Annotated in this window: 21 protein-coding genes and 1 pseudogene; 7 read left to right on the top strand and 15 right to left on the bottom strand. The window is 37.7% G+C overall.

The window, feature by feature from the left end:
• Nucleotides 1–44: 44 nt before the first annotated feature.
• Complete coding sequence (gene cimA, locus H6G44_RS13580; protein WP_190387002.1) at nt 45–1,649, bottom strand: citramalate synthase; 1,605 nt, start codon at nt 1,647–1,649, stop codon at nt 45–47.
• A gap of 524 nt (nt 1,650–2,173) precedes the next feature.
• Between cimA and H6G44_RS13575 the strand changes: the two genes are divergently transcribed.
• Together H6G44_RS13575 and thiO are read left to right on the top strand one after the other, a co-directional pair.
• Nucleotides 2,174–2,605: a hypothetical protein gene (locus H6G44_RS13575; protein WP_190387001.1), complete on the top strand. Its 432-nt coding sequence runs from the start codon at nt 2,174–2,176 to the stop codon at nt 2,603–2,605.
• 182 nt (nt 2,606–2,787) lie between these two features.
• Nucleotides 2,788–4,728, top strand: a complete 1,941-nt coding sequence (thiO, locus tag H6G44_RS13570) for a glycine oxidase ThiO (RefSeq protein WP_190387000.1) — start codon at nt 2,788–2,790, stop codon at nt 4,726–4,728.
• Between the two features lie 202 nt (nt 4,729–4,930).
• Here thiO and H6G44_RS13565 read toward each other — a convergent pair whose 3' ends face one another.
• The 8 genes from H6G44_RS13565 to H6G44_RS13530 all read right to left on the bottom strand — a co-directional run bounded on the left by H6G44_RS13565 (nt 4,931) and on the right by H6G44_RS13530 (nt 9,017).
• Nucleotides 4,931–5,356, bottom strand: coding sequence for a type II toxin-antitoxin system VapC family toxin (locus H6G44_RS13565; protein ID WP_028084967.1), 426 nt, complete (start codon nt 5,354–5,356; stop codon nt 4,931–4,933).
• The gene (locus tag H6G44_RS13560) at nt 5,353–5,622 is read right to left on the bottom strand and encodes a DUF2281 domain-containing protein (RefSeq protein WP_028084968.1); all 270 of its coding nucleotides are present in this window, start codon (nt 5,620–5,622) and stop codon (nt 5,353–5,355) included. Before H6G44_RS13560 ends, H6G44_RS13565 begins: the two co-directional genes overlap by 4 nt.
• Nucleotides 5,623–5,789: 167 nt before the next feature.
• Nucleotides 5,790–6,128: a hypothetical protein gene (locus tag H6G44_RS13555; protein WP_096670986.1), complete on the bottom strand. Its 339-nt coding sequence runs from the start codon at nt 6,126–6,128 to the stop codon at nt 5,790–5,792.
• A gap of 138 nt (nt 6,129–6,266) precedes the next feature.
• Nucleotides 6,267–6,428: a hypothetical protein gene (locus tag H6G44_RS13550; RefSeq protein ID WP_168636101.1), complete on the bottom strand. Its 162-nt coding sequence runs from the start codon at nt 6,426–6,428 to the stop codon at nt 6,267–6,269.
• Between the two features lie 20 nt (nt 6,429–6,448).
• On the bottom strand, nt 6,449–7,537 hold the full coding sequence (locus tag H6G44_RS13545) for a GUN4 domain-containing protein (RefSeq protein WP_168653422.1): 1,089 nt from the start codon (nt 7,535–7,537) through the stop codon (nt 6,449–6,451).
• A gap of 1 nt (nt 7,538) precedes the next feature.
• Nucleotides 7,539–8,036, bottom strand: a complete 498-nt coding sequence (locus H6G44_RS13540; RefSeq protein ID WP_190386999.1) for a hypothetical protein — start codon at nt 8,034–8,036, stop codon at nt 7,539–7,541.
• Nucleotides 8,037–8,334: 298 nt separating this feature from the next.
• Nucleotides 8,335–8,703, bottom strand: a complete 369-nt coding sequence (locus H6G44_RS13535; RefSeq protein WP_190386998.1) for an aspartyl protease — start codon at nt 8,701–8,703, stop codon at nt 8,335–8,337.
• Nucleotides 8,700–9,017, bottom strand: a complete 318-nt coding sequence (locus H6G44_RS13530; RefSeq protein ID WP_190386997.1) for a hypothetical protein — start codon at nt 9,015–9,017, stop codon at nt 8,700–8,702. The genes H6G44_RS13535 and H6G44_RS13530 overlap by 4 nt, the downstream gene beginning before the upstream one ends.
• Nucleotides 9,018–9,461: 444 nt before the next feature.
• Between H6G44_RS13530 and psb34 the strand changes: the two genes are divergently transcribed.
• From psb34 to H6G44_RS13505, 5 genes and pseudogenes are all read left to right on the top strand, one after another.
• A complete protein-coding gene (gene psb34, locus H6G44_RS13525; RefSeq protein WP_190386996.1) occupies nt 9,462–9,641 on the top strand; it encodes a photosystem II assembly protein Psb34 in 180 nt (59 codons plus the stop codon).
• 221 nt (nt 9,642–9,862) lie between these two features.
• A pseudogene (locus H6G44_RS13520) lies at nt 9,863–12,021 on the top strand (tetratricopeptide repeat protein).
• Between the two features lie 89 nt (nt 12,022–12,110).
• Nucleotides 12,111–13,967: an ABC transporter ATP-binding protein gene (locus H6G44_RS13515; protein ID WP_190386995.1), complete on the top strand. Its 1,857-nt coding sequence runs from the start codon at nt 12,111–12,113 to the stop codon at nt 13,965–13,967.
• 30 nt (nt 13,968–13,997) lie between these two features.
• The gene (locus H6G44_RS13510) at nt 13,998–14,972 is read left to right on the top strand and encodes a cysteine synthase A (protein WP_190386994.1); all 975 of its coding nucleotides are present in this window, start codon (nt 13,998–14,000) and stop codon (nt 14,970–14,972) included.
• 388 nt (nt 14,973–15,360) lie between these two features.
• Nucleotides 15,361–15,951, top strand: coding sequence for a DUF5331 domain-containing protein (locus H6G44_RS13505; RefSeq protein ID WP_190386993.1), 591 nt, complete (start codon nt 15,361–15,363; stop codon nt 15,949–15,951).
• A 7-nt stretch (nt 15,952–15,958) separates the two neighbouring features.
• On the opposite strand, the gene ygfZ is transcribed toward H6G44_RS13505, so the two are convergent.
• The 6 genes from ygfZ to fdxB all read right to left on the bottom strand — a co-directional run bounded on the left by ygfZ (nt 15,959) and on the right by fdxB (nt 22,281).
• Complete coding sequence (gene ygfZ / locus H6G44_RS13500) at nt 15,959–16,951, bottom strand: CAF17-like 4Fe-4S cluster assembly/insertion protein YgfZ (protein WP_190386992.1); 993 nt, start codon at nt 16,949–16,951, stop codon at nt 15,959–15,961.
• A gap of 133 nt (nt 16,952–17,084) precedes the next feature.
• Nucleotides 17,085–17,618, bottom strand: a complete 534-nt coding sequence (infC, locus tag H6G44_RS13495) for a translation initiation factor IF-3 (protein WP_015083285.1) — start codon at nt 17,616–17,618, stop codon at nt 17,085–17,087.
• Between the two features lie 522 nt (nt 17,619–18,140).
• Complete coding sequence (locus tag H6G44_RS13490) at nt 18,141–18,737, bottom strand: cytochrome c oxidase subunit 3 (protein ID WP_190386991.1); 597 nt, start codon at nt 18,735–18,737, stop codon at nt 18,141–18,143.
• 163 nt (nt 18,738–18,900) lie between these two features.
• Nucleotides 18,901–20,562: a cytochrome c oxidase subunit I gene (gene ctaD, locus H6G44_RS13485; protein WP_190386990.1), complete on the bottom strand. Its 1,662-nt coding sequence runs from the start codon at nt 20,560–20,562 to the stop codon at nt 18,901–18,903.
• Between the two features lie 49 nt (nt 20,563–20,611).
• Nucleotides 20,612–21,547: a cytochrome c oxidase subunit II gene (gene coxB, locus H6G44_RS13480; protein ID WP_190386989.1), complete on the bottom strand. Its 936-nt coding sequence runs from the start codon at nt 21,545–21,547 to the stop codon at nt 20,612–20,614.
• A 440-nt stretch (nt 21,548–21,987) separates the two neighbouring features.
• On the bottom strand, nt 21,988–22,281 hold the full coding sequence (gene fdxB / locus H6G44_RS13475; RefSeq protein WP_190386988.1) for a ferredoxin III, nif-specific: 294 nt from the start codon (nt 22,279–22,281) through the stop codon (nt 21,988–21,990).
• Between the last annotated feature and the right edge of the window lie 25 nt (nt 22,282–22,306).

The following is a 22,306-nucleotide window of genomic DNA, read 5'->3' as shown; positions in this document are numbered from 1 at the left end:
AATCATCAAATAGCGGAGGGTAAACCCCTCCCCAGATTGTATTGCTAAACCTTCAACAGCTTTTCAGCTTGGAAATGTAACAATAAACCATATTCCAAACCTTCAACTACAGCTTGATAAGAAGCCTCCAAAATATTACTAGAAACTCCTACAGTCGTCCACCGTTGTTGACCATTACCCGACTCTACTAAAGCGCGGGTTTTAGCAGATGTTCCCCTATTTCCGTTGAGAATTCTCACTTTATAATCAGTCAATTCAAAATCAGCAATTTGAGGATAAAAGTTCACTAAAGCCTTACGTAAAGCCGCATCTAAAGCCGCAACTGGTCCATTACCTTCTGCGGCTTCGAGAATATTTTTACCATTAACAGATACTTTCACAGTTGCTAAAGAATTAGTAGTTGCTTCCACCTCCACCAAATCACAATGAACTTGAAAACCTTGAACCTTAAAAAACTGTTGACGACATTCTAAAGCCTCATACATTAATAATGCAAAACTAGCTTCTGCGGCTTCAAATTGATAACCTTCACTTTCCAATTTCTTCATACGTTGGAGAATTTGTCGAGCTTGGGGATGATCCTTATCTAATTCAATTCCACAAGTACGAGCTTTAGCTAAAACATTACTTAAACCAGACTGTTCAGAAATAACAATGCGGCGTTGGTTTCCTACCAGTTCCGGTTGAATATGTTCATAGGTCAAAGGATTACGTTCTACCGCTGAAACATGAATCCCACCCTTATGAGCAAAAGCCGAAATTCCTACAAAAGGTGCGTGTTCGTCAGGTGCGAGATTGACAACTTCACTCACAAACCGACTAGCTTCTGTAAGTTGACTTAGCTGGTGTTCACCGATACAACTATAACCCAGTTTTAGTTGTAAATTGGGAATCACAGAACACAAATTAGCATTACCACAGCGTTCCCCATAACCGTTAATTGTCCCTTGTACCATCTTAGCTCCAGCCATAACTGCTGCTAAGGCATTAGCAACCGCCATTTCTGAATCATTATGAGTATGTATACCGATTTGGTGAATTTCTTGACAACTGACATCTTTAACAATTTGCGAAACTTCATGAGCTAAAGTTCCACCATTGGTATCACATAAAACTAACCATTCTGCACCTGCTGTAGCTGCTGCTTTGAGGGTCTGTAAAGCATAATCAGGATTTTGCTTATAACCATCAAACCAATGTTCAGCATCGTAAATTACCCGCCGTCCTTGAGAACGTAGATACTCAATTGTATCCCCAATCATCGCTAGATTTTCCTCTAGATTGGTCTTGAGTCCGGCTGTAACGTGCAAATCCCAGGATTTCCCGAAAATAGTCACCCAGCGCGTACCAGCCGCCAAAATCGCCTGGAGCATGGGTTCATCTGCGGCTTTGGTATGTGGACGACGGGTAGAACAAAAAGGGACCGCCTCTGCTTGTTTGAGGGGATTTTGTTGAAGTTGCTGGAAAAATTGACCATCTTTAGGATTTGCTCCGGGCCAACCACCTTCAATAAAAGGAATACCTAATTCATCAAGTCTGTGAGCAATGCGTAACTTATCTTCTATAGACACCGATAATCCTTCCCGTTGAGTTCCGTCACGGAGAGTAGTGTCATAGAGCCAAAGTTGATTTAAGGGGGTTGTAATCATAAAAATTTGGTGAACCTTTAATTGAACACTGACACCTAAAAGACAACCTTGTAGTATAAATATACAACACAAAGCTATCTTGGTAATTTCCATATTCCCTAGTTACAGCGTTTTCCGCACTGATGAGGTACAAAATTAAATCATGAAACTCTTGTGGTGCGAGCATCTTGCCCGCTAGATATGCACCTCATAACACCGGGAAGTGCTGTAGATAAAAATTAAACCAATTTACACAAAGTTCCCCGATAACATGGTATTGACCCCTACAATGGCTCTGGAATTATCAACTCTCAAGCCATGGCGCTTGTGGTACTTCTGCGGTTAATGTAGAAGTTGAAGTATCCATAGGGAATTGGCGTAAGCAAACTCGGCGTTCTCTTCCTCCTTATTCTCCTACAATTAGTCTGGGTTTAGCTTGTCAAATTCAGGTTTTAGGTGATATCAAAGTAACAAAATTTCATGGGTTTTAAGATCAAAGTCCCCAATTAGTTTGGACACCAAAAGGTTAACAAGGAGAGAAAAAGATGGGTAAATGGACACCCTTGATTTTAATGGCTGGCGGCGTAGCAATTTTATTAGGTACATTATTAGGAATTAACTTTCCTATGGGTGGACAACAAACTGCTAATGTTCCCCTAGGACGTAAAGCATCTAGTGTTCTTCCGGCTAATATTAATGTTAATAGTGCTGCAAATGGTAATAATTCGGAAAATATTAGTAATAATGACTCCAAAACCACAAGTAGAAACAATTCTCGCAATGAAGGCAGCAATACTAGTGTAGCCCAAAGTAATTTTTCTACGGAAACCACAAACAATTCTTCTACTACTGCACAGAACACTAGTAATGGTAGTGACAATTCCAGTCCTACAGATGAAACTTTTACTACGGAGAGTAATTCAACTACTAGTAGTAATGATAGTCAGGGAAAAGAACCAATTCGGGCTTTGTGGTAACTGGGGAAAAATCCAGTCAAAGGTCAAAAGTCAAATTTAAAGAACCAATGACCAATGATTAAGACATCTCCGAAAAAGAATGTAGAGACGTTCTATGTAACCTCTCTACAAGGGTTCTAGAATACTTATATTTTATTTCTGGAGATGTCTATTAATTAAATAACTAATGACTAAATGACTAAATGACTAATGATGTTTTAATTATTGGTGGTGGTATTATCGGGTTGGCTTGCGGTGTCGAACTGAAATTACGAGGCGCGAATGTAACTGTGCTTTGCCGTGATTTTACTGCCGCAGCCAGCCATGCCGCAGCGGGAATGTTAGCCCCTGATGCGGAAAATATTACTAATGAAGCGATGTTGACTTTATGTCGGCGATCGCGTAACTTATATTTAGACTGGACGGAAAAATTAACAAAATTAACAAGTTTAAATACAGGTTATTGGCCTTGTGGTATTCTTGCACCAGTTTATAAACAACCTGAAAACAAACAATACAAAAACGCTAACTGGTTAGATAAACACACTATTAACCAATATCAACCAGATTTAGGTGCTGATGTGGTCGGTGGTTGGTGGTATCCTGAAGACGGGCAAGTTGATAATCGAGTCTTAATTAAAGTTCTGCGGACTGCGGCTGAAAATCTGGGTGTTATATTTGAAGATAGAATTACAGTAGAAGCAATTTCTCAACAACAGGGAAAAGTTACTAGTATACAAACTAATGCTGGTTTATTTCACGCTAACCATTATCTTTTAGCTACTGGTGCTTGGACCAATCAATTATTACCTTTACCAATGCGTCCTCGTAAAGGACAAATGTTGAGTTTAAGAGTTCCAGATTTTGTGACAGAATTACCGTTAACTAGGATATTATTCGGTGAAAATATTTACATTGTTCCTAGACGCAATCGTTCCATTATTATCGGTGCAACTAGTGAAGATGTGGGATTCACTGCCGAAAATACACCGAAAGGTATTCAAGGTTTATTGCAATCAGCGATACAACTATATCCGCAATTAGAAAATTATCCTCTTCAAGAACTGTGGTGGGGATTTCGTCCAACTACACCCGATGAATTACCTATTTTAGGTAATAGTCATTGTGATAATTTAACTTTGGCTACTGGTCATCATCGCAACGGGATTTTACTTACACCAATTACAGCCACATTAATTGCTGATTTGATTTGTGAACAAAAAGCAGATCCTCTTTTAGCTAATTTTCATTATTCCCGCTTTTCCACTGTGTCATCTACTACTACACCGATGTTAATTCCCGCTACTATTACTAACGGACACCGTACACCAGAATTCCAAACTACTGTTCAAGATTCACCATTAATTATTGCCGGAAAAAGCTTTAAATCTCGGTTAATGACCGGAACTGGTAAATATCGCAATATTCAAGAAATGCAGCAGAGTGTCGCTGCTAGTGGTTGTGAAATTGTGACGGTAGCTGTGCGACGGGTACAAACTAATGCACCGGGACATGAAGGTTTAGCGGAGGCGCTAGATTGGAGTAAAATCTGGATGTTACCTAATACTGCTGGTTGTCAAACTGCGGAGGAGGCCATTCGGGTGGCCCGGTTGGGAAGAGAAATGGCGAAATTATTGGGACAAGAGGATAATAATTTTGTCAAGTTAGAAGTTATACCTGATGCTAAATATTTACTTCCAGACCCTATAGGTACTTTACAAGCTGCGGAACAATTAGTTAAAGAAGGTTTCGCTGTATTACCTTATATTAATGCTGATCCTATGTTAGCAAAGCGGTTAGAAGAGGTAGGTTGTGCCACTGTGATGCCTTTAGCCGCGCCCATTGGTTCTGGACAAGGGCTAAAAACCACGGCCAATATTCGGATTATTATTGAAAATGCTAAAATACCGGTGGTGGTAGATGCGGGTATTGGTGCGCCTTCACAAGCTGCTGAGGCGATGGAATTGGGGGCGGATGCGTTATTGATTAATAGTGCGATCGCTTTGGCTGAAAATGCTCCAGCCATGGCTTATGCGATGAATTTAGCAACTGTGGCGGGTCGCATAGCTTATTTATCCGGTAGAATGCCTATTAAAGAGTATGCTAGTGCGAGTTCACCTGTAACAGGAACGATTACTGGTTAGTTTTGTTGTACTTAGATCCCCGGCTTCTTCCAGAAGTCGGAATCGCTGTATAATTTCAATGGCAAATATTGTCTCCTTCTATCATACAGCAAGTAGCTTTGAGTGAGGTACACCTTGTGCGGGCATCTTGCCCGCACCACAAGAGTTTTATTATTAATATCTGTACTTCATAATATCGGAAACTGCTCTAATTCACCTCAATTTAATCAACTGTAATAAACCAATTCTCAATTATCAGATCCTCAAAATCCTGAAAATCTGCCATATTGTTTGTTACTAAAATCAAGTCATTGCAGAACGCAATACTCGCAATTTGTCCATCAATAAAAGCAGGTGTTTTACCAATTTTTGATAATCTAGCTCTTTCCTGTGCGTGCCATTTTGCAGCTTTGAGATCATAATCAAACACAGGCAAATCTAACACAGAATCTTTAATGTATTTCCATAAAGAATCCTTGCGTTTAGATGCTGGTAAACGCCAACAGCCATAAAGGATTTCATGAACAACAAGACTTGCTACTGCTACTTCTGAACGATAGCGATTTAATTGATCTAAAACCTGAGTATTGGGAATTGGCCGACTCGGTTCTGAGATAATATTAGAGTCTAGTAAAAAGCGAACTGTCATAAATCAATCTCGCGTCCTGGACTACGATCTCTTAAATTAGCAAAATCTTCATCTGTAAATTCAATTCCTTCTCTTTCAATTGTTTCTCGAAACCTTAAAACCCCTTCCCAAAAGCTATCTCCTTTATTCTGTAATGGTTTTTCCTGTACTTGTTCTTTTATTTGTGACAGTTTATGTTTGAGAAATTGAATAAAATCTAAAACTTCCTGTTGTTTATCGGTTGGTAACTCTCGCAGGTTTTCTAAAACTGCTTGTTCAATGGTCATTGTTTCACCTCTACTACTAGGCTATAATTCTATTATAAATGACATCAGCATTAATTTTTATTTTCTTCTCCATTTTTGAGATCAATTCCTAAATTTTCCAATTGTTGATTTATCCAATTTGTAGCTGTTGCTTCATCGGTTTTAATGGCTTTTTCTACTCCTTAATCTTAAAAAGGATTATCATCAATTTCTTGTTTTTGCCGCAAATATTCCCAAGTTTCCGTTTGTTCTTCTTGTTCTCCTTCTTCTAACCACTCTTTGGTTAATTCTTTGAGTAATTGATGTTGTTGATTTAAAATTTGTTGTTGTGCGTCTATTTCTAGCTGAGAATGGTTAAAAATCTCAGGTTTAAAAGTAACACTTTCTCGAAATACTCGCATTATTTGTAGGAGATTTGGCCAGTATTCTTTAGGTGTTGCTTGAATTTCTCGTAAAATTTCTATGAGATGATTTTCTTTGGTAGTGTTACTTAATTCTGGTTTATTGATTAAATCGGATTGAGACATAATTATTTATTCCTCATAATGTTGATAAAGCGTAATTAGTCATGGGAATCCTATCTTTATATTATGACAAAATTTGCCGTGATAGTAAGCTGTTAGATTGATCAGGGAAAACATATATAAATATTATACAGCAGGAAATTAACTGATGATGCTTTTGATATCAATTCCTAATATTGCCAATTGCTGATTTATCCAATCTGTAGCTGTTGCTTCATCGGTTTCTATCGCTTTTTCTACTCCTATTTTAGCAATTTCTAGAAGTTGTTTGGATTTTTGCTTTAAATCAAAACTTTCGAGCAATTTTGAATTAATATGGGTAACTAAATATTAGGCAGTGAGTTAATAATCTCTACAGCCTTAATTGCTGAAGTGTCTGGCTGAAAACCAAGATGTGAGTTGAGAAGCTTTAAAGGACCTTTATTAAATTGAGGACAAGCTTCAATACGAGCGAAGATATCTATAATAATTTCCTGATAATCTTCAATTAACACAGGAAGATGACCCTTATGTGCTGAAATATCAAAAGTAAATTCTTCCTCGGAGTTATAAAAAAAGTTGCAGCCATTTGCATCTTTTCCTACCCATCCAACAAGATCGCTGAACTTTCTCCAGATACTTTGATTGAATATACCATCAGGCTTGCCACCAACGCTTAAATAAATTTCTTTTTGGATGCTGAATCCAAATTTACCATTGCTATGTTCTACCCACAATTTGTCAATTTTGTAGAGGTCTGTGCATGGAAAATCTTTTACGTCTTCCTTGGTCAATTGATCCCCCTGAGTTTTACCTACAGCATTGAGCATAAGTTTATAAGTCAGATAATTAGCATTTTCCCAAGCATCTTCCCATTTACTTTCTGATAATAGTTCAGTGAGTTCTCTATAGTCTATGCCTTCTGAGCTAATACTATCTGCATGAGGTGGTTGTTGAGGAGTTTTGGTGAGTGATTTAGGCTGAGTTATTATAGACTGTGACTCTGGGTCTCTTCCAGTAATAGCAGAAATCAGTTTGTTCATTGGGTTAAGTTCTTCTTTACGAAAATCACAATAATGAAAGTCTTTAAATTCTGGATAACTGTTTTTTACGGTATTTATTATTCCCTCTCCTGTGTTGCGTAGGATAACTAAGCCTGTTTGAATTTCAGAGTTTTTTGGCAAAACTTCTTTTAAAAAGAAATCAATTTCTTCGTGTTGTATTGGTCCTATACCATTATTACTAATAAAGACAAGGAAAGCTTTAACTTCACTAATATGATCTTGGAGTTGTTTTTTCCATTTTTTAAATGCTATTAAGTTATCCTCATCATAAAACGTTTTGATTCCTTGACTTTGCAAAATGCTTTTAATTTTTCCTACCTCTGGCTTGTCTTTGCTATTGTGGCAAATAAAAACATCATATTTTTCCATTTTATTCCTCCACACCTGCAATAATCGCCAACGCCTTCGCATACTGTTCCAAACCACCTCGCAAAGCAGCCAACTCACTTCGCAATTTTGATTCTTCTGACCAACTTACCTCATGTTCCTTGGGACTCACCCCTATAGGTCGTCTTGCTTCCCAAGCCTGTAACACAGGATGCCATTTAGCTAAAAATGGTCTTAACCCATTATTCAGCACCGCAATAGCAATACCCCCGACTGAGTTTTTAGAAGCACCCACATCAGGTCCAGCAGCTTTGAGAACTTCACGGGTAGTTCCGAATAAACTATACAGAGAGTTCAACGCTTCTCGCACTAACCCCTGGTCAACTTCTAAAGACTGGACAGCAATACGCGTTACCAGTTCCACATATAACGACCAAGCGGCTTTTCGTTCCGTTGTGTCAGCTTCCCATTCCGCAGAACCTATACCAAAGGGAAGACTAATAGATACTTTTTTTAATTTTGCGGGATCATGCTTGGGCATAAAAAGCAACGTTAATAAAATCAGTAATTTGTTAAGGGACTTCCAAATAAAAAAATACTCAACCACCTAACACAAAAATCTCTCAAACCCTTATTCCTCTGTGTCCTCTGCGCCTCTGTGGTTCGTTAATCAGGATAATTTATTTCTTGGAAGTCCCTAAATCTAATTATATTGTCTTTTTAGGCATCCTAGCCCTAAAATTTGGAATAAAGACCAAATATTCTGGCAATTACCACCCAGGGCTATTTCGTTCTAGATACAACCCGTAATCCACCTTTTTATTAATAAAAAATCTTAATTAAATCAATTCTAAACTTACCCTATCTTCACCATAATTAGCAACTAAAACAAACAACTTCAACCATCGAGAACCCAGTAAAATTTCCTGAATTTCATCTCCAGCAAATACAGGAATTTCCCACTCTTGACCATCTACTATTACCCTACCATGATAAACATCAAAATCAGTTTCTCCTTGAGCAGTTCTTAATTTATTTTGTCTTAAAAAAGGCCAATCAAGACTTTGTACATCTTGTTTATTCATGGCTAAATATTCAGTAAATCCCGTGTCTAACATTGTTTCTACAGGAAAACTGAAATTATCTCCATCAATTAAATCAATTTCCAAATAAATTTGACCTTTATCTCCAAATCTACCCTCAATCATATTCTGCCACTAACTCCCGTTTCATTAATGCCATAAATATGATGAATGACATGAGGATACTTTTCTCTGGCCATTTTACTAGCTACCTCTTGATCCTGATCAATAAAATAATCCCCACTATCAGGTTCAATAGCAATATACCAACCATAGTATTTATCGAGTATTTCCGGTTTTAACCGCTCAAAAATTGCCCAACAACGATCAGAAAAAGCCTGTCTTCTCGCTTTTTCCTGAGCTTTTTGTTCTTGAGTCCACTGAATTTCGGGAAATACTCGACCACGACGGACAACCCTTTGCGGTGTAGATTTTGTCATGATAATCACCTGATTAAAGTGTATTCTCTATTGTAACCTAAAAAACAAATATTAAAAATCATCCAGGCTTTTGCTTTAGGAATTAAAGATTAACATTTATAACCAATAATCAGGCAGTTAAAGACAAAATGTAACAATATTTGAGATAATCAAAGTATAAAAAAATAGGCACAAAAAAGCCCCCAGCACAACAAAATAGTAGCACTGACTCCAACGCAGTTAAAAAGGCTGAATGTATTTATAATGACATTAGTATAGAGATATTCCTGAATTAGTAGTCAGGTCAAACAAAATAGTATAAAATCAACCATGAAATGTCTATTTTGTCAAGATATCAGCCAAAATACTAGGAATTTTAATTCAAGTAACTATTTGTCTATTTTTATGAGAGTGATGTAAAATTTATGTAACATTAAATCAACAAACATAACAAGGAATTACTTCATGCCCTATACAAGTGAAGAAGGCGGTCGGCTCAATAACTTTGCTAAAGAGCCCAAAGTTTATCAAGCCGAACCTCCAACAAACTCTCAAAAGCGTAATTATATTATCTTAGGAGTTGTAGCCATGCTTTTAGTCGCAGGGGTAATCTTTGTGGCTTTCACTGTTTCCAATGTTAGTTAATTGGAAAACAGTCCTTTAAATTTTAACTTTTCCTGATTTCAGGTTCTGATATTGATCAAGAACCTGATTTTTTGTTAGAATGCCGAAATAAAAAGATAATATAGTCTTTTTTTGACATTCTAGCTCGTAAAACTTGATTCATCCTGAACAAGAAAACATCTCCGGGAAAATCCAAATTATGAGATGTGACATTAATACTTAATTTAATTTATTCAGTCGGGATGTATACAGAAAAAAGGGCAAAAACCCAGCCAAATACAAGTGTGAATGAAACTGTACACACAGAAAACGTCAGTTTGAATCAGCAAGTATATAAACGTCTAAAACTAACCCTGAGTCTGGGTTTACGTAGACAAATTTTATTTGCTATATGTGATGATTTACATTTAAGAAACCGGATAGCAGCACGTTTACACTCAACCCTCGCTTATCCAGTTGGCAAAGTATTATACCAGCAAGTCCGTGGAGACATTAGTACACCAGCTTATCCACGGTTAGTTACTCTACGTCTAAATTTAAGCGATCCCAATCCTATAGCGCAAATTAATCAATGGTTAGCTAATTATCCACCTCCACTGATTGGAGGATCAACAGAGAATCCCTCCGTTCCTTACCAATTCCTGGATTTCAGATTGTGGGGGTGGAAATGCTCACTAAAGAACCAGTTGCAATACAGCGGTTATTTTTGAATTATCTCCATTTAGGTCAACAACATTTATCTGGTCATGAATCTAGTCACTTTTTAGAATCTAGTTTATTATTTTGGGTTTCTCATCCTTGGTTATCTGCAATTCAGCAATCAGCACCCAAATTTTGGCAATGTCACACCGGTGTATTTGTCTTTGCGGGAGAACCGACACCAACTATAGATAATCGAGGTTATTCAGAGGTTGTAGCTGATTCCCGTAGTTTAGAGCGAGAAAATCTGACTCATTTAATTGTTAATGAAGAAACAATTTCTCAAGACACCAAACTAACAAACAAACCTGATTTGTTTGTAACTAAAACCACAGATTTAATCACAGAAATACCAGAAAAATCTCCGGTTCTGTCCCCTCAAATTACTAATGATCAGAGTTCATTTACCTTAGCTCATATTAACCAAGAATTACAAGGATTAATTAAGGCAAAAATTAATGCTGATGATTATGATCAAGTTCAACAAATGCTCTGGGAAATTGAACAATTACATATTCAAGAATCCAAAGCAGAAGAATTAGGAAAAGCCTATTATCATCTTGGTAATTTCTATCGGTTGCAGATTGAGCAAGGACAAGCAACGGTAGAAAAATTAATGATTGCAATTTTAGCTTATCAAGAAGCAATTAGTCATGATGAAAATTCTCCACAACTTCCAGATATTTTAAATGATTTGGGGACACTTTACTGGATATTACACCGTGCCCCTGATAATTCTGAAGAGTCGAAAATTTATATTCAGCAAGGAATAGATTTTTATAAATTAGGACTTAAGCTGATTACAGTTGATACTCACCCAGAAACCTATGCCCGTATTCAAAATAATCTTGGAACTGCCTATGGTGATTTAGCTAGGTTTGCTGATACCGTAGAAAATTGGAATTTTGCAGTTATTGCTTACAGTGAAGCACTACGTTATCGACAGGAGGAGATAGAACCTTTAAAATATGCTGCTTGTCAGAATAACCTAGGTACAGCTTACTGGCATTTAGGACAGTATGATCAACCTGTGGAAAATCTCACAAAAGCAATTACTGCTTATAAATCAGCGGTTGTTCACTATCAACCGACAGATCAACCCCTAAAATATGGGATGATTCAAAATAACATTGGTACGGCTTATTGGAATCTTTCTCAGTATGAACAACCAATGGAAAATCTCCACTTAGCAATTCAGGTTTACAATGAAGCATTAAAATATCGAACGTCTATTGATGTTCCCCAGGGTTATGCTGCTACTCAAAATAATCTGGGTATCGCTTATTGGCATTTGGCAAATCAGCCCCAAACAACAAGCCAAGATCAACAAAAACTTATAAAATTATGTATTCATGCTTATCAAGAAGCTGTGAATACCGCTCACTCACTTAGTAATCTAGTTTTAAATTTTGATTTATATATGGCACATAATAATTTAGCATTAGCTCATCATGACTTAGTGAAAAGTGTACATTTTAATGGTGATAAAAAAACACTCTCTCAACATTTACAAGCCGCTTTAGAAAATCATTTGTCCGCATTAATTGGCTTTGATAGAGAAACAGAAAATTATCAAACAACAATCGGCTACATTATCAGTATAATTCGTGTTTTTCATAATGAGTTAGGAATCCAAGGACAAAATTTAGCTCTATCTAAACTTCCAGGACAATTACTACCAGATATTTTGCAGAAGTTATAACAGAGAAAAAGCCCAAGGTAAAGAGACAGAGTTAAAAGTGTTTTTTCATTTTTCATTTTTCATTTTTAATTAATTTGTTTGCCAATTTTATGAAAGAAACAGTTTTAGAGGTTCGCAATCTACAAGTTGAATTTATCAGTGACAGTAGCAATGTAAAAGCTATTGATGATATTAGTTTCCAGTTAAATCAGGGTGAAACTCTAGGAATAGTGGGAGAATCAGGGAGTGGAAAGTCAGTTACAGCTTTAGCAATTATGGGTTTGTTGCAATATCCCGGAAAAGTGACTGGAGGGAAAATTTTATTTTCTCGGACAAATGGTCGACCACTGGATTTATTAACATTATCACCTGAAGAAATGCAGCTTTATCGAGGTGGTGATATTGCTATGATTTTTCAAGAACCAATGAGTTCTTTAAATCCGGTTTATAGTATCGGTTTTCAGTTGCAAGAAGCAATTATGCGACATCAAAATGTCAATGCAATTGCAGCTAAAAAAATCGCAATTGCGGGTTTACAAGAAGTTAACCTTTTACCTAGTGATGAGCAAATTAAAACACAGTATCTTGATCATAACTATTCGGAATTAGATAGTTTTAAATTAGCACAGTTGGTAAAACAACACAAAGAAGCAATGCTGGAAAGATATCCTCATCAGCTATCTGGAGGACAATTGCAACGGGTTATGATTGCAATGGCTATTTCCTGTAATCCATCTGTATTAATTGCTGATGAACCAACTACAGCTTTAGATGTGACCGTGCAAGCAACAATTCTGACATTGTTGTATGAATTACAACGAAGTCGCAATATGGCAATGATTTTTATTAGCCACGACTTGGGGTTAATTGCGGAAATTACTGACCAAGTAGCAGTCATGTATAAGGGTAAAATTGTCGAAAATGGTCTAGCAGCACAAATTTTTAATAATCCTCAACATCCTTATACCAAAGGACTTGTAGCTTGTCGTCCTAATCTTAATCATCGTCCCCACAAACTGCTGACTGTTTCTGACTACATGAGTGTCACAGAAGATGAATTTGGTAAAGTCACAATTCAGACTAAAGAACCCGCACAACCAGCGGAAATTACTAAGGAAGAGACCAACGACAGATTAGCAAATCTTAGTAGAAATCAACCTCTGTTGAGAGTTAGTAACCTAGAAGTCGGTTTTCCAGTGCGGGGAGTATTTGGCAGCACCAAACGTTATCATAAGGCAGTGAATGGCGTTTCCTTTGATGTTTTTCCTGGAGAAACCTTGGGATTGGTGGGAGAATCTGGTTGCGGTAAAACTACATTAGGTAGAACCTTGCTGCGACTAATCGAACCGATGAGCGGTCAAATATTGTTTGCTGGACAAGATATTACTCATCTAACCGGGAAAACCTTGCAGCACTTACGACGGGAAATGCAAATTATTTTCCAAAATCCTTTTAGTTCCCTCAACCCCCGGATTAAGATTGGGAAAGCCATTGTGGAACCCCTGTTAATTCATGGTATCGGTAACTCCCAACAACAGCAACAAGCTAGGGTAGTAGAACTGTTGGAAAGAGTGGGTTTAAGTGCGGACGACATGAAAAAGTACCCTCATCAATTTTCAGGTGGTCAACGTCAACGAGTTTGTATTGCACGAGCTTTAGCTTTAAACCCTAAATTTATTATTTGTGATGAGTCAGTTTCAGCCTTAGATGTTTCTGTACAAGCGCAGGTTTTAAATTTATTGAAAGAATTACAAGCCGATTTTCAACTAACTTATATCTTTATTTCCCATGATTTAAGTGTCGTGAAATTTTTAAGCGATCGCATTTTGGTCATGAATCAAGGGAAAATTGTCGAATCAGGGACATCTGAAAGTATTTATCTTCAACCAAAAGAAGAATATACTCAAAAATTAATTGCCGCAATTCCTACCGGTAGTCCTGAACGAGTGAGACATCGGAAAAATTAAAATAATTGTAAACACTCAGGTATGTGCAAAATGGATATCAAAAATGGATTTGTTGGTACAATTGGTAACACCCCATTAATTCGTCTAAACAGTTTTAGCGAAGAAACAGGTTGTGAAATCTTGGCCAAAGCCGAATTTCTTAACCCTGGAGGTTCGGTAAAAGATCGTGCAGCGCTGTACATTATCGAAGATGCAGAAAAAAAAGGACTGCTCAAACCCGGTGGTACAGTAGTTGAAGGAACTGCGGGAAATACGGGAATTGGACTAGCGCATATTTGCAATGTCAAAGGTTACAAATGTTTGATTTTTATTCCCAACACCCAATCTCAAGAAAAAATAGATGCTTTGACTACCTTGGGCGCTGAAGTTCGTCCCGTTCCTGCCGTACCTTACAAAGATCCTAATAATTACGTCAAACTATCTGGTAGAATTGCAGCAGAAATGGAAAATGCCATTTGGGCTAATCAGTTTGATAATTTAGCCAATCGTGTTGCCCATTATGAAACCACAGGTAAAGAGATTTGGCAACAAACCGATGGTAAAATTGATGGCTGGGTGGCCTCTACTGGTACGGGTGGTACTTATGCTGGTGTAGCAATGTACCTAAAAGAACAAAATCCCGGCGTAAAATGTATTGTTGCTGATCCCTTGGGTAGTGGACTATACAGCTATATCAAAACCGGTGAAATCAAAATAGAAGGTAATTCTATTACTGAAGGGATTGGTAATAGTCGCATTACCGCCAATATGGAAGGTGCACCTATTGATGACGCTATCCAAATTGATGATTCAGAAGCCTTGCGTGTAGTTTATCAGCTATTAAGAAAAGATGGTTTATTAATGGGCGGTTCAACGGGAATTAATGTAGCCGCGGCTGTGGCTTTAGCTAAACAATTGGGAGCAGGACATACTATTGTAACTATCTTGTGTGACAGTGGTTCTCGCTATCAATCACGAATATTTAATAGTGAATGGTTAGCAAGTAAAGGATTGATAATCAGTTAGATTGACACTCTCAGCGGCTTTAGCTGCTGAGATTCTTAAGAGATTTTCACTCTTAAAGGCTGTAACAAACAGCCACTAGACACTCCGCTGAAAGCATTGTGCTTACTTTTTCTGACCATGGGACTATCCTAGCGAAAAATATGGAGGCTGTCAAGATGCACCAAAAACTACAGCGGTTAAAACCCCCCGTGTCGTTTCCCACTTACCGCGAGGTCTTATGAAATGGTAAAAGGGTCAAGAAAATGCTTTATTATCAGTTTCATTAGGAAATAGGCAAGAGAGAAGAGTCAAGAAGTTTTCATTTTACTTTTCTTTACACAGTTTGGTTTTATTGTGTTAATCTACTTAAATTCCGTAATTTGGTGCAAAATAAGAAGCGAGGGAATGAATGGATATTCAGCATCTACGTCAATCATTAAAAACGAAGTGGCTGAGTTATTATGAACAAAATCGCTCTTGGCTGGTGAAAATGCGAATTTGGAAAGATTACGATGGTATCCGCCGTCCTTCTTCTGGTTACATTTTAGCAACTTTATCTACTTTAGAACCAGAGCTAAAAAAAATCTTGCCTTTCATTTTGGATTTAAATAATAATCCTGATCAAATCATAGCGGCTTTGTATTTGGATTTCAATCCTGAACAGGAGTTAAATTTATCAAAATCTCAAGACTTTACAGCGAAAAATGAGATAATTAGCACCTTTCCTGCTTACATGGCCTTGACGGATTCACCTGTATCTAAAGAACGAAAACAGGTGTTATTGAAAATGGCTACGGGTATTTCCGTAATTGCAGTAGCTACACCGATTCACCCTCATTCTTCAATGAAGCTACCTATAGAACTGGAAAGGGAACAAATAGACAAGGGATTTACAACTATGGGAATTTCTGTCCAAAATATTCCCCGTGTTTCATCTACTAATAGTAGTATTTTTCCGTCTTGGCTAGATGAATTGTGTCCAGGTAAAGGAAATGGATAATTGAATATTAGCCATTAGTTAATGGGTATTCGTGTGAGACAAAGGGAATAGAGACTATTTCTCCAACTGTATCCCCAACCTGCACTTTTAACCCCACACCACCAGCTTTACTCCTGATGTAACCTAGTCCAAAATGACCATCAGGGGTATTTGTATAGCTAGTAAGTTTACCTACCTTTTCTTCTCCAATGGTAATTAATGTTTCTGGTTCAGCAGCAGCACTAAGACGAATCCCCCAAAGGTATTGTTTTACACCTTTGTATGTATTAAGTCTGGCAATGGTTTCCTGTCCGATATAACAACCTTTATTAAAGGAAACTGTTTGCCATAAACCAACTTCTAAGGGGTTGTAATCATCCGTAAGTTCCCGATCTGGTGTGGGACGACCTTGTAATATTCGTAACATCTCCCAGGAGCGATCGCTCAATTCTACAGCCCCCCATTCCAGTATTTTATCCCACAATAGTTGTTTTTCTGCAATGGGCAAAATCAGGGTATATCCGGGTATAGCTAACCCGCTACCTACTGCAACTATCACCCCATCAACTAAAATGTGATTACCATCAGGTTGACCAATTAAATTACCAGCGCCCAATTTTTCTATAATCCCATGACTTTGGGGGCCAATTAGGCTCAAAGTGGTGGTTTCTTCTGTGATGTCAGTTAACTTAACTTTGTCAGCAAAGAAGATATAACGATCTAACCATTGCATAAGTAGCTGACAACGGTTAGGAGAAACCAACAAAATAACAGCATCATCTAACACATAGGCAGTCACTAGATCTATCGTTCGGGCGGTAGATGTTACCATAACAGTATCACAACCCTGACCAGATTTAAGAGATTGAAAATCATTAGTGCTTTGATTGTGTAAAAAACGAATGCGATCATCATCAGAAATACGTATGCGTCCCCAGTGAGTGCGATCGCTTACCGCCACCCCTTCCCGTGCGGCTTGGATAGCACTTGCGTTTTTATTATCAATTGCAGATGTTAACATAGTGATGTATAATGCCTTAATGTCAATATTATCATAAGATAGACAGAGACCCTCGAAAAGAACCCGTCAAAACTTTTGGGGTTCTGACGGGTAAGCGTCCTTTAAATCAGGGATGAAAACAAATTAGGCGGGATTATTTTTTGGGTGAAATCAACATCATCATATTTCGCCCTTCTTTCTTAGGTGCTTGCTGAAGCTCCCCAAAAGGCTCTAAGTCTGTAGCCATACGCTTCAGCAACGTTTCGGCCAGGTCACTGTGTTGAATTTCCCGACCTCGGAACATCACAGTAGCCTTAACTTTATCGCCATCTTTGAGGAAGCGTTCAGCTTGTTTAACGCGCACATTGTAGTCATGTTCTTCTATTTTGTAGCGCATTTTCACTTCTTTCACATCAGCCGTGTGCTGTTTCTTCCGGGCTTCCCGCGCCTTTTTTTCCTGCTCAAACTTATATTTTCCATAGTCCATTATTCGACATACTGGCGGATCAGCCTTGTCACTAATTAGCACTAGGTCTAATTCCTTTTCCTCTGCTAATTGTATCGCTTCCTGTGGAGTTATGATTCCCAGTTGTGCACCATCAGTGTCAATTACCCGAATTTTCGGGAAGCGAATCCGTTCGTTAATTTGGGGCAGATCGCGAGTTCTTTTTTTCTCAATCACAGGCATTATGATTAGTGGCAGCTTTTTAGTTAAGGAATGTGAATTGGTCTGGATTTAGTTGGTTTAGTTTGATATGCCAATGAAGGCAAAATACAAGAATAACTCAGAATTGAAAAATGAGTATCCATCTCTAGTGTAGCTAATTCATCAGAGAAGTTTGATTAAGTCTTTGACTATCCAGCTTGACCCTGAGATAATTACAATGCATTAATTAATCTAAATTACATGATATTTGACACTAATAACTATTGTTACGATTTTTCTTCATGGATACATAGATATATGATATCTAGGAAGATGCCTCTATGATAACAAAATTAGGTATACATTGAAGCTAATCAAATATAATGTAACATATTGGGAAAGAACAAACAAGGTTAGCAGCAATTGTGACATAGATACTAAGTATATTGCTGACATTTATTAATACAAGTAATTGTGCAAAATAAATTTTATAGTTAGAAGACGAATAGTAAGGATGAATTTAAGGAGAGTAATTCGTGATTAAGAATTACTCATTACCCATTTTTACAAAATATTGAGAAGATACACCAAACTGAAGAGAATAATCCAAATAATGTCAACAAAGTGCCAGTAAATTTCCGCCATTTCTATGCCGGTATGTTTAGTAGCAGAATAATGACCACGACGGAAAGAACGCCATAATACCCCTAAAATTAATAACAAGCCAATAAAGACGTGTAACCCGTGGAAACCCGTCATTAAATAAAAGCAATTGGAGAAAACATTGGTAGTAAATCCATAACCTAAATTCATGTATTCATAAACCTGACCAGCTAAGAATACAGCCCCCATAATCGCGGTAATAAAATACCAAAAACGCATCCAACCTAGACTATTTCTTTTAATAGCCATATCACCAAAGTGAATGATAAAACTACTAGAAACTAGGATGATAGTATTAATTGCGGGGATAAATAATTCTACATCTGTTCCTGCTGGTGGCCAAACTGCGGTAGTCCCCTTAAAAAACAAATAGGTAGCAAAAAATCCACCAAACATTAAAGATTCAGAAGCGAGAAACGTGATTAAACCCCACACTCGTAAATCTGGATGTTCTTCATGTCCGTGGCCATGGTGTTCATTAGGTGTAATTGCAGTCATATTTATTCTTCCTAGTGAATGATGAATAGATGTAGGTTGGGTTGACATAAGGAAACCCAACTTTGGGAGGTGTTGGGTGACACTGTCGCTTAACCCAACCGCCAATTTCTCTTAATTTCTCTCTGTGACTCTGCGACTTTGTGTGAGACAAAAAGAATGTAGTTCATTGACTTTGATCATGATTATGTCCATAGTCATAGGGGCCATGGGTGACAACAGGTAAAACTTCCCAGTTTTCAATAATAGGTGGGGAAGAGGTTGTCCATTCCAAAGTTAAACTTTCCCAGGGGTTGTTACCTGCGAGTTCCCCTTTTTGCCAACTGTAAATGGCGTTTAAAGCGAAGGGAATCACGGAAATACCTAAAAGAACTGCGCCAATGGTGCAAAGCTGGTTTAAGCTGGTAAATTGGGGGTCATACATGGCAACTCGGCGGGGCATTCCTTGTAAACCCAGTTTGTGCATGGGTAGGAATGTGAGGTTTGTACCAATGAATGTAAGTACAAAATGAACTCGTCCCCAGGTTTCGTTCATCATTCTGCCGGTGATTTTGGGAAACCAATGATAGATACCTGCGTAAATGCCAAAAACTGAACCACCAAATAAAACGTAGTGGAAATGACCGACTACGTAATAAGTATCATGAACATGAACGTCAAAGGGGGCAGTTCCCATGGTTACGCCGCTTAAACCGCCCATGACGAACATTGATAATAAACCAATGGCGAATAACATGGCGCTGGTAAAACGGATTTTTCCACCCCATAATGTTGCTACCCAACCGAAGATCTTTACTCCTGTAGGAACAGCTACTATGAGTGTGGAAATAGTAAAGAACATCCGCATCCATCCAGGTGTACCACTGGTGAACATATGGTGAACCCAGACGAATAAACCAACGACGCAAATAGCAACGGTGGAAAAGGCAATGGCTTTGTAACCAAAAATGGGTTTTCGGGCGTGGGTGGGAATAATTTCGGACATAATTCCGAAAATCGGCAGAATCATTAAATAAACCGCCGGGTGGGAATAAAACCAAAATAAATGTTGGTAAATAACGACATTACCACCGGCATCTGGTTTGAAAAAGGATGTGCCGAAGTTAATATCAAATAACAGCAAAACTAAACCTGCTGCTAATACTGGGGTAGATAAAAGTGCCAGGATAGAAGTGGCTAAAATTGCCCAACAAAATAGAGGAACTTGATCCCATTTCATGCTGGGAACTTTCATCATCAAAATGGTGATGACAAAGTTAATAGAACCTAAAATTGAAGAAGTTCCGACTAAAACAACGGACAAAATCCATAAACTTTGGGCGTTATTGGCGGTAACTAAACTTAATGGTGGATAAGCTGTCCAACCTGATTGAGAACCACCAAAGACAAAGCTTAGTAATAGTAATAATCCCGCGACTGGATTTAACCAAAAAGCGATCGCATTTAATTTAGGAAAGGCCATATCTCTAGCACCCATCATTAAGGGAACTAAATAGTTACCAAATCCACCAATGGCGCTGGGAACAATCCATAGAAAAATCATGATTGTGCCATGATTTGTCATGAAGGCATTGTAGAGATTAGGATCAAGAAAATCCGCATCTGGTGTGGCTAATTCTGTGCGAAGTGCGATCGCCATTAAACCACCAATTAAATAAAACAGAAACGCTGTCACCAGGTATTGAATCCCAATAACTTTGTGATCAGTATTAAATGTGAAATAATCTCGAAATTTCCAAGCTGTAGGATGAGAATTGTGGGTAATCAACCGCGTTGTTGATTGACTTTCATCGGGTGGGGGATTAACTGGAAAATTTACTTGTGTCATATTTTTGTGAGTTGTCTTTTGTCAGTTTTCAGTGATTAGCTAATAATTACTAATGACTCATAACTAATGACTTAAGAGTTGCTGGATTTACATCTAAATTATCAGTGTAGGGAGCAAGAAATTCTGATGGAGATAGGTGTTCAGAATTCATAGCTACTGCATGATTCATTTCTTGATTGTCAGCAATTTGGTTTTCATTCATCCAAGCATCAAAATCTTGTTGTTCATGGACGATTACTTGTGTTCGCATTGAACCATGATAACCACCACATAATTCTGCACAAACTACTGGATAAGTACCAGGTTTTGTAGCTGTAAATCGTAGTTGTGTAGGAACACCAGGAATAGCATCTTGTTTAAGACGAAATTGGGGAACCCAAAAAGAGTGAATCACATCATCTGCGGATAAATTCAACTGCACATCAGCACCAACAGGAACGTGTAATTCTCCTGCGGAAATACCACTTACAGGATAATTAAATAACCACGCAAACTGTATACCTTTAACATCTACAACCAAATCAGCAGGTTTATTTTTAGTTTGGGGATTTTCACCAATTCCAATATTAGCGGTTTGACTAATATTCATGATATTTGCTGATTGATGATGGGGATGACTTCCGACACCAAAACCACCCATTTGGTTATAAACATCAACACTGTAAATACCTAAAACAATCACAATTACCGTAGGAATTGCTGTCCAGAAAATTTCTAAACTCAAGTTACCTTCGATGAGTACACCATCGGTAATATCTCCTTTGCGTCGTCTATAGACAATTAAGAAAATAATAATTGTGCCTTCAACAACTAAAAAAAGAGCAGTCGCAATTGTCAACATGATATTGAAAAAACCATCTACCAAAGGTGCTTGTTGCGATGCTGCCTCCGGCAATAAATGATGATTTTGTCCAACCCAGATACTGATAGGGGCAATGATCATCCCAGCTAACAGTGTCCATAACGAAACGGGAACTTTCTGCATGAATACTACCTGCTGTGTAAATAGTAATCAAACAATAGTCTGTGAAGATAGACCTTGTTTGTGTAGCTACAGAATTGCTTTCTGAGGATCAGATTATTTTTTAGATTTTCACTATTACTGTTCTAACTTGTAACTAATAAAAAATGGGTAAACTTCCATATTTTTTTATATTGATAACCACAAAATCCCCAACTTTTTGAAAAAATTGAGGATCTGAGATTTGATATGTTCATAAATCAAATAAAGGCAGAAAAATATGAGCAAGTATGATTTTTTAGATAATAACAACTGACGATTTACGTTTCTGTTAGCCGTGAACTTTTTAACCATTTATGGTAAATATTGAGATTCCCCTCCAATTACCTTGCTGATTAATTTGACTTGCGAATAATAACCGATGTTTTGCACTGCATCACACCATGGGAAAAGTACCAAGAATGTTATTTATCTAATGTTCCATGACTATAACAATTCTTGGGACAAATCCGAGAACAAGCTTCACAGCCAATACAGTTTTCTGGGTGAGTAACAACCATTACTTTCCGTTCCACTTCTTCCTCATCTTCATCTTCTACAAATTCACCTTCTTCATTTAAAGGCATTAAACCCAAAACTTTATGACCACAAACTTTCATACATCTGCCACAACCGATACATTTATCTTTGTCTATCTCTTGGGCAAATTTAGGAGTCCAAGCATTACCTCCAAAGGTCAATCCTGTTAATGTAGCCATGAATAAAACCTCAGCAATTTTAGTT

Origin of the sequence: Aphanizomenon flos-aquae FACHB-1287 (assembly GCF_014698755.1) — a bacterium.
Classification (GTDB): Bacteria; Cyanobacteriota; Cyanobacteriia; order Cyanobacteriales; family Nostocaceae; genus Dolichospermum; species Dolichospermum flosaquae.
Note: the sequence above shows the minus strand (reverse complement) of the source record. Positions and strands in the feature narration are given on the sequence as shown.

Coding starts and splice junctions, on each gene's coding strand:
- H6G44_RS13490 (WP_190386991.1), bottom strand. CDS start 18,737: ATGACTGCAATTACACCTAATGAACACCATGGCCACGGACATGAAGAA.
- infC (WP_015083285.1), bottom strand. CDS start 17,618: ATGCCTGTGATTGAGAAAAAAAGAACTCGCGATCTGCCCCAAATTAAC.
- coxB (WP_190386989.1), bottom strand. CDS start 21,547: ATGCAGAAAGTTCCCGTTTCGTTATGGACACTGTTAGCTGGGATGATC.
- H6G44_RS13560 (WP_028084968.1), bottom strand. CDS start 5,622: ATGACCATTGAACAAGCAGTTTTAGAAAACCTGCGAGAGTTACCAACC.
- H6G44_RS13565 (WP_028084967.1), bottom strand. CDS start 5,356: ATGACAGTTCGCTTTTTACTAGACTCTAATATTATCTCAGAACCGAGT.
- H6G44_RS13515 (WP_190386995.1), top strand. CDS start 12,111: ATGAAAGAAACAGTTTTAGAGGTTCGCAATCTACAAGTTGAATTTATC.
- fdxB (WP_190386988.1), bottom strand. CDS start 22,281: ATGGCTACATTAACAGGATTGACCTTTGGAGGTAATGCTTGGACTCCT.
- H6G44_RS13530 (WP_190386997.1), bottom strand. CDS start 9,017: ATGACAAAATCTACACCGCAAAGGGTTGTCCGTCGTGGTCGAGTATTT.
- thiO (WP_190387000.1), top strand. CDS start 2,788: ATGACTAATGATGTTTTAATTATTGGTGGTGGTATTATCGGGTTGGCT.
- ygfZ (WP_190386992.1), bottom strand. CDS start 16,951: ATGTTAACATCTGCAATTGATAATAAAAACGCAAGTGCTATCCAAGCC.
- cimA (WP_190387002.1), bottom strand. CDS start 1,649: ATGATTACAACCCCCTTAAATCAACTTTGGCTCTATGACACTACTCTC.
- H6G44_RS13510 (WP_190386994.1), top strand. CDS start 13,998: ATGGATATCAAAAATGGATTTGTTGGTACAATTGGTAACACCCCATTA.
- H6G44_RS13545 (WP_168653422.1), bottom strand. CDS start 7,537: ATGGAAAAATATGATGTTTTTATTTGCCACAATAGCAAAGACAAGCCA.
- H6G44_RS13555 (WP_096670986.1), bottom strand. CDS start 6,128: ATGTCTCAATCCGATTTAATCAATAAACCAGAATTAAGTAACACTACC.
- H6G44_RS13535 (WP_190386998.1), bottom strand. CDS start 8,703: ATGATTGAGGGTAGATTTGGAGATAAAGGTCAAATTTATTTGGAAATT.
- H6G44_RS13540 (WP_190386999.1), bottom strand. CDS start 8,036: ATGCCCAAGCATGATCCCGCAAAATTAAAAAAAGTATCTATTAGTCTT.
- H6G44_RS13575 (WP_190387001.1), top strand. CDS start 2,174: ATGGGTAAATGGACACCCTTGATTTTAATGGCTGGCGGCGTAGCAATT.
- H6G44_RS13505 (WP_190386993.1), top strand. CDS start 15,361: ATGGATATTCAGCATCTACGTCAATCATTAAAAACGAAGTGGCTGAGT.
- ctaD (WP_190386990.1), bottom strand. CDS start 20,562: ATGACACAAGTAAATTTTCCAGTTAATCCCCCACCCGATGAAAGTCAA.
- psb34 (WP_190386996.1), top strand. CDS start 9,462: ATGCCCTATACAAGTGAAGAAGGCGGTCGGCTCAATAACTTTGCTAAA.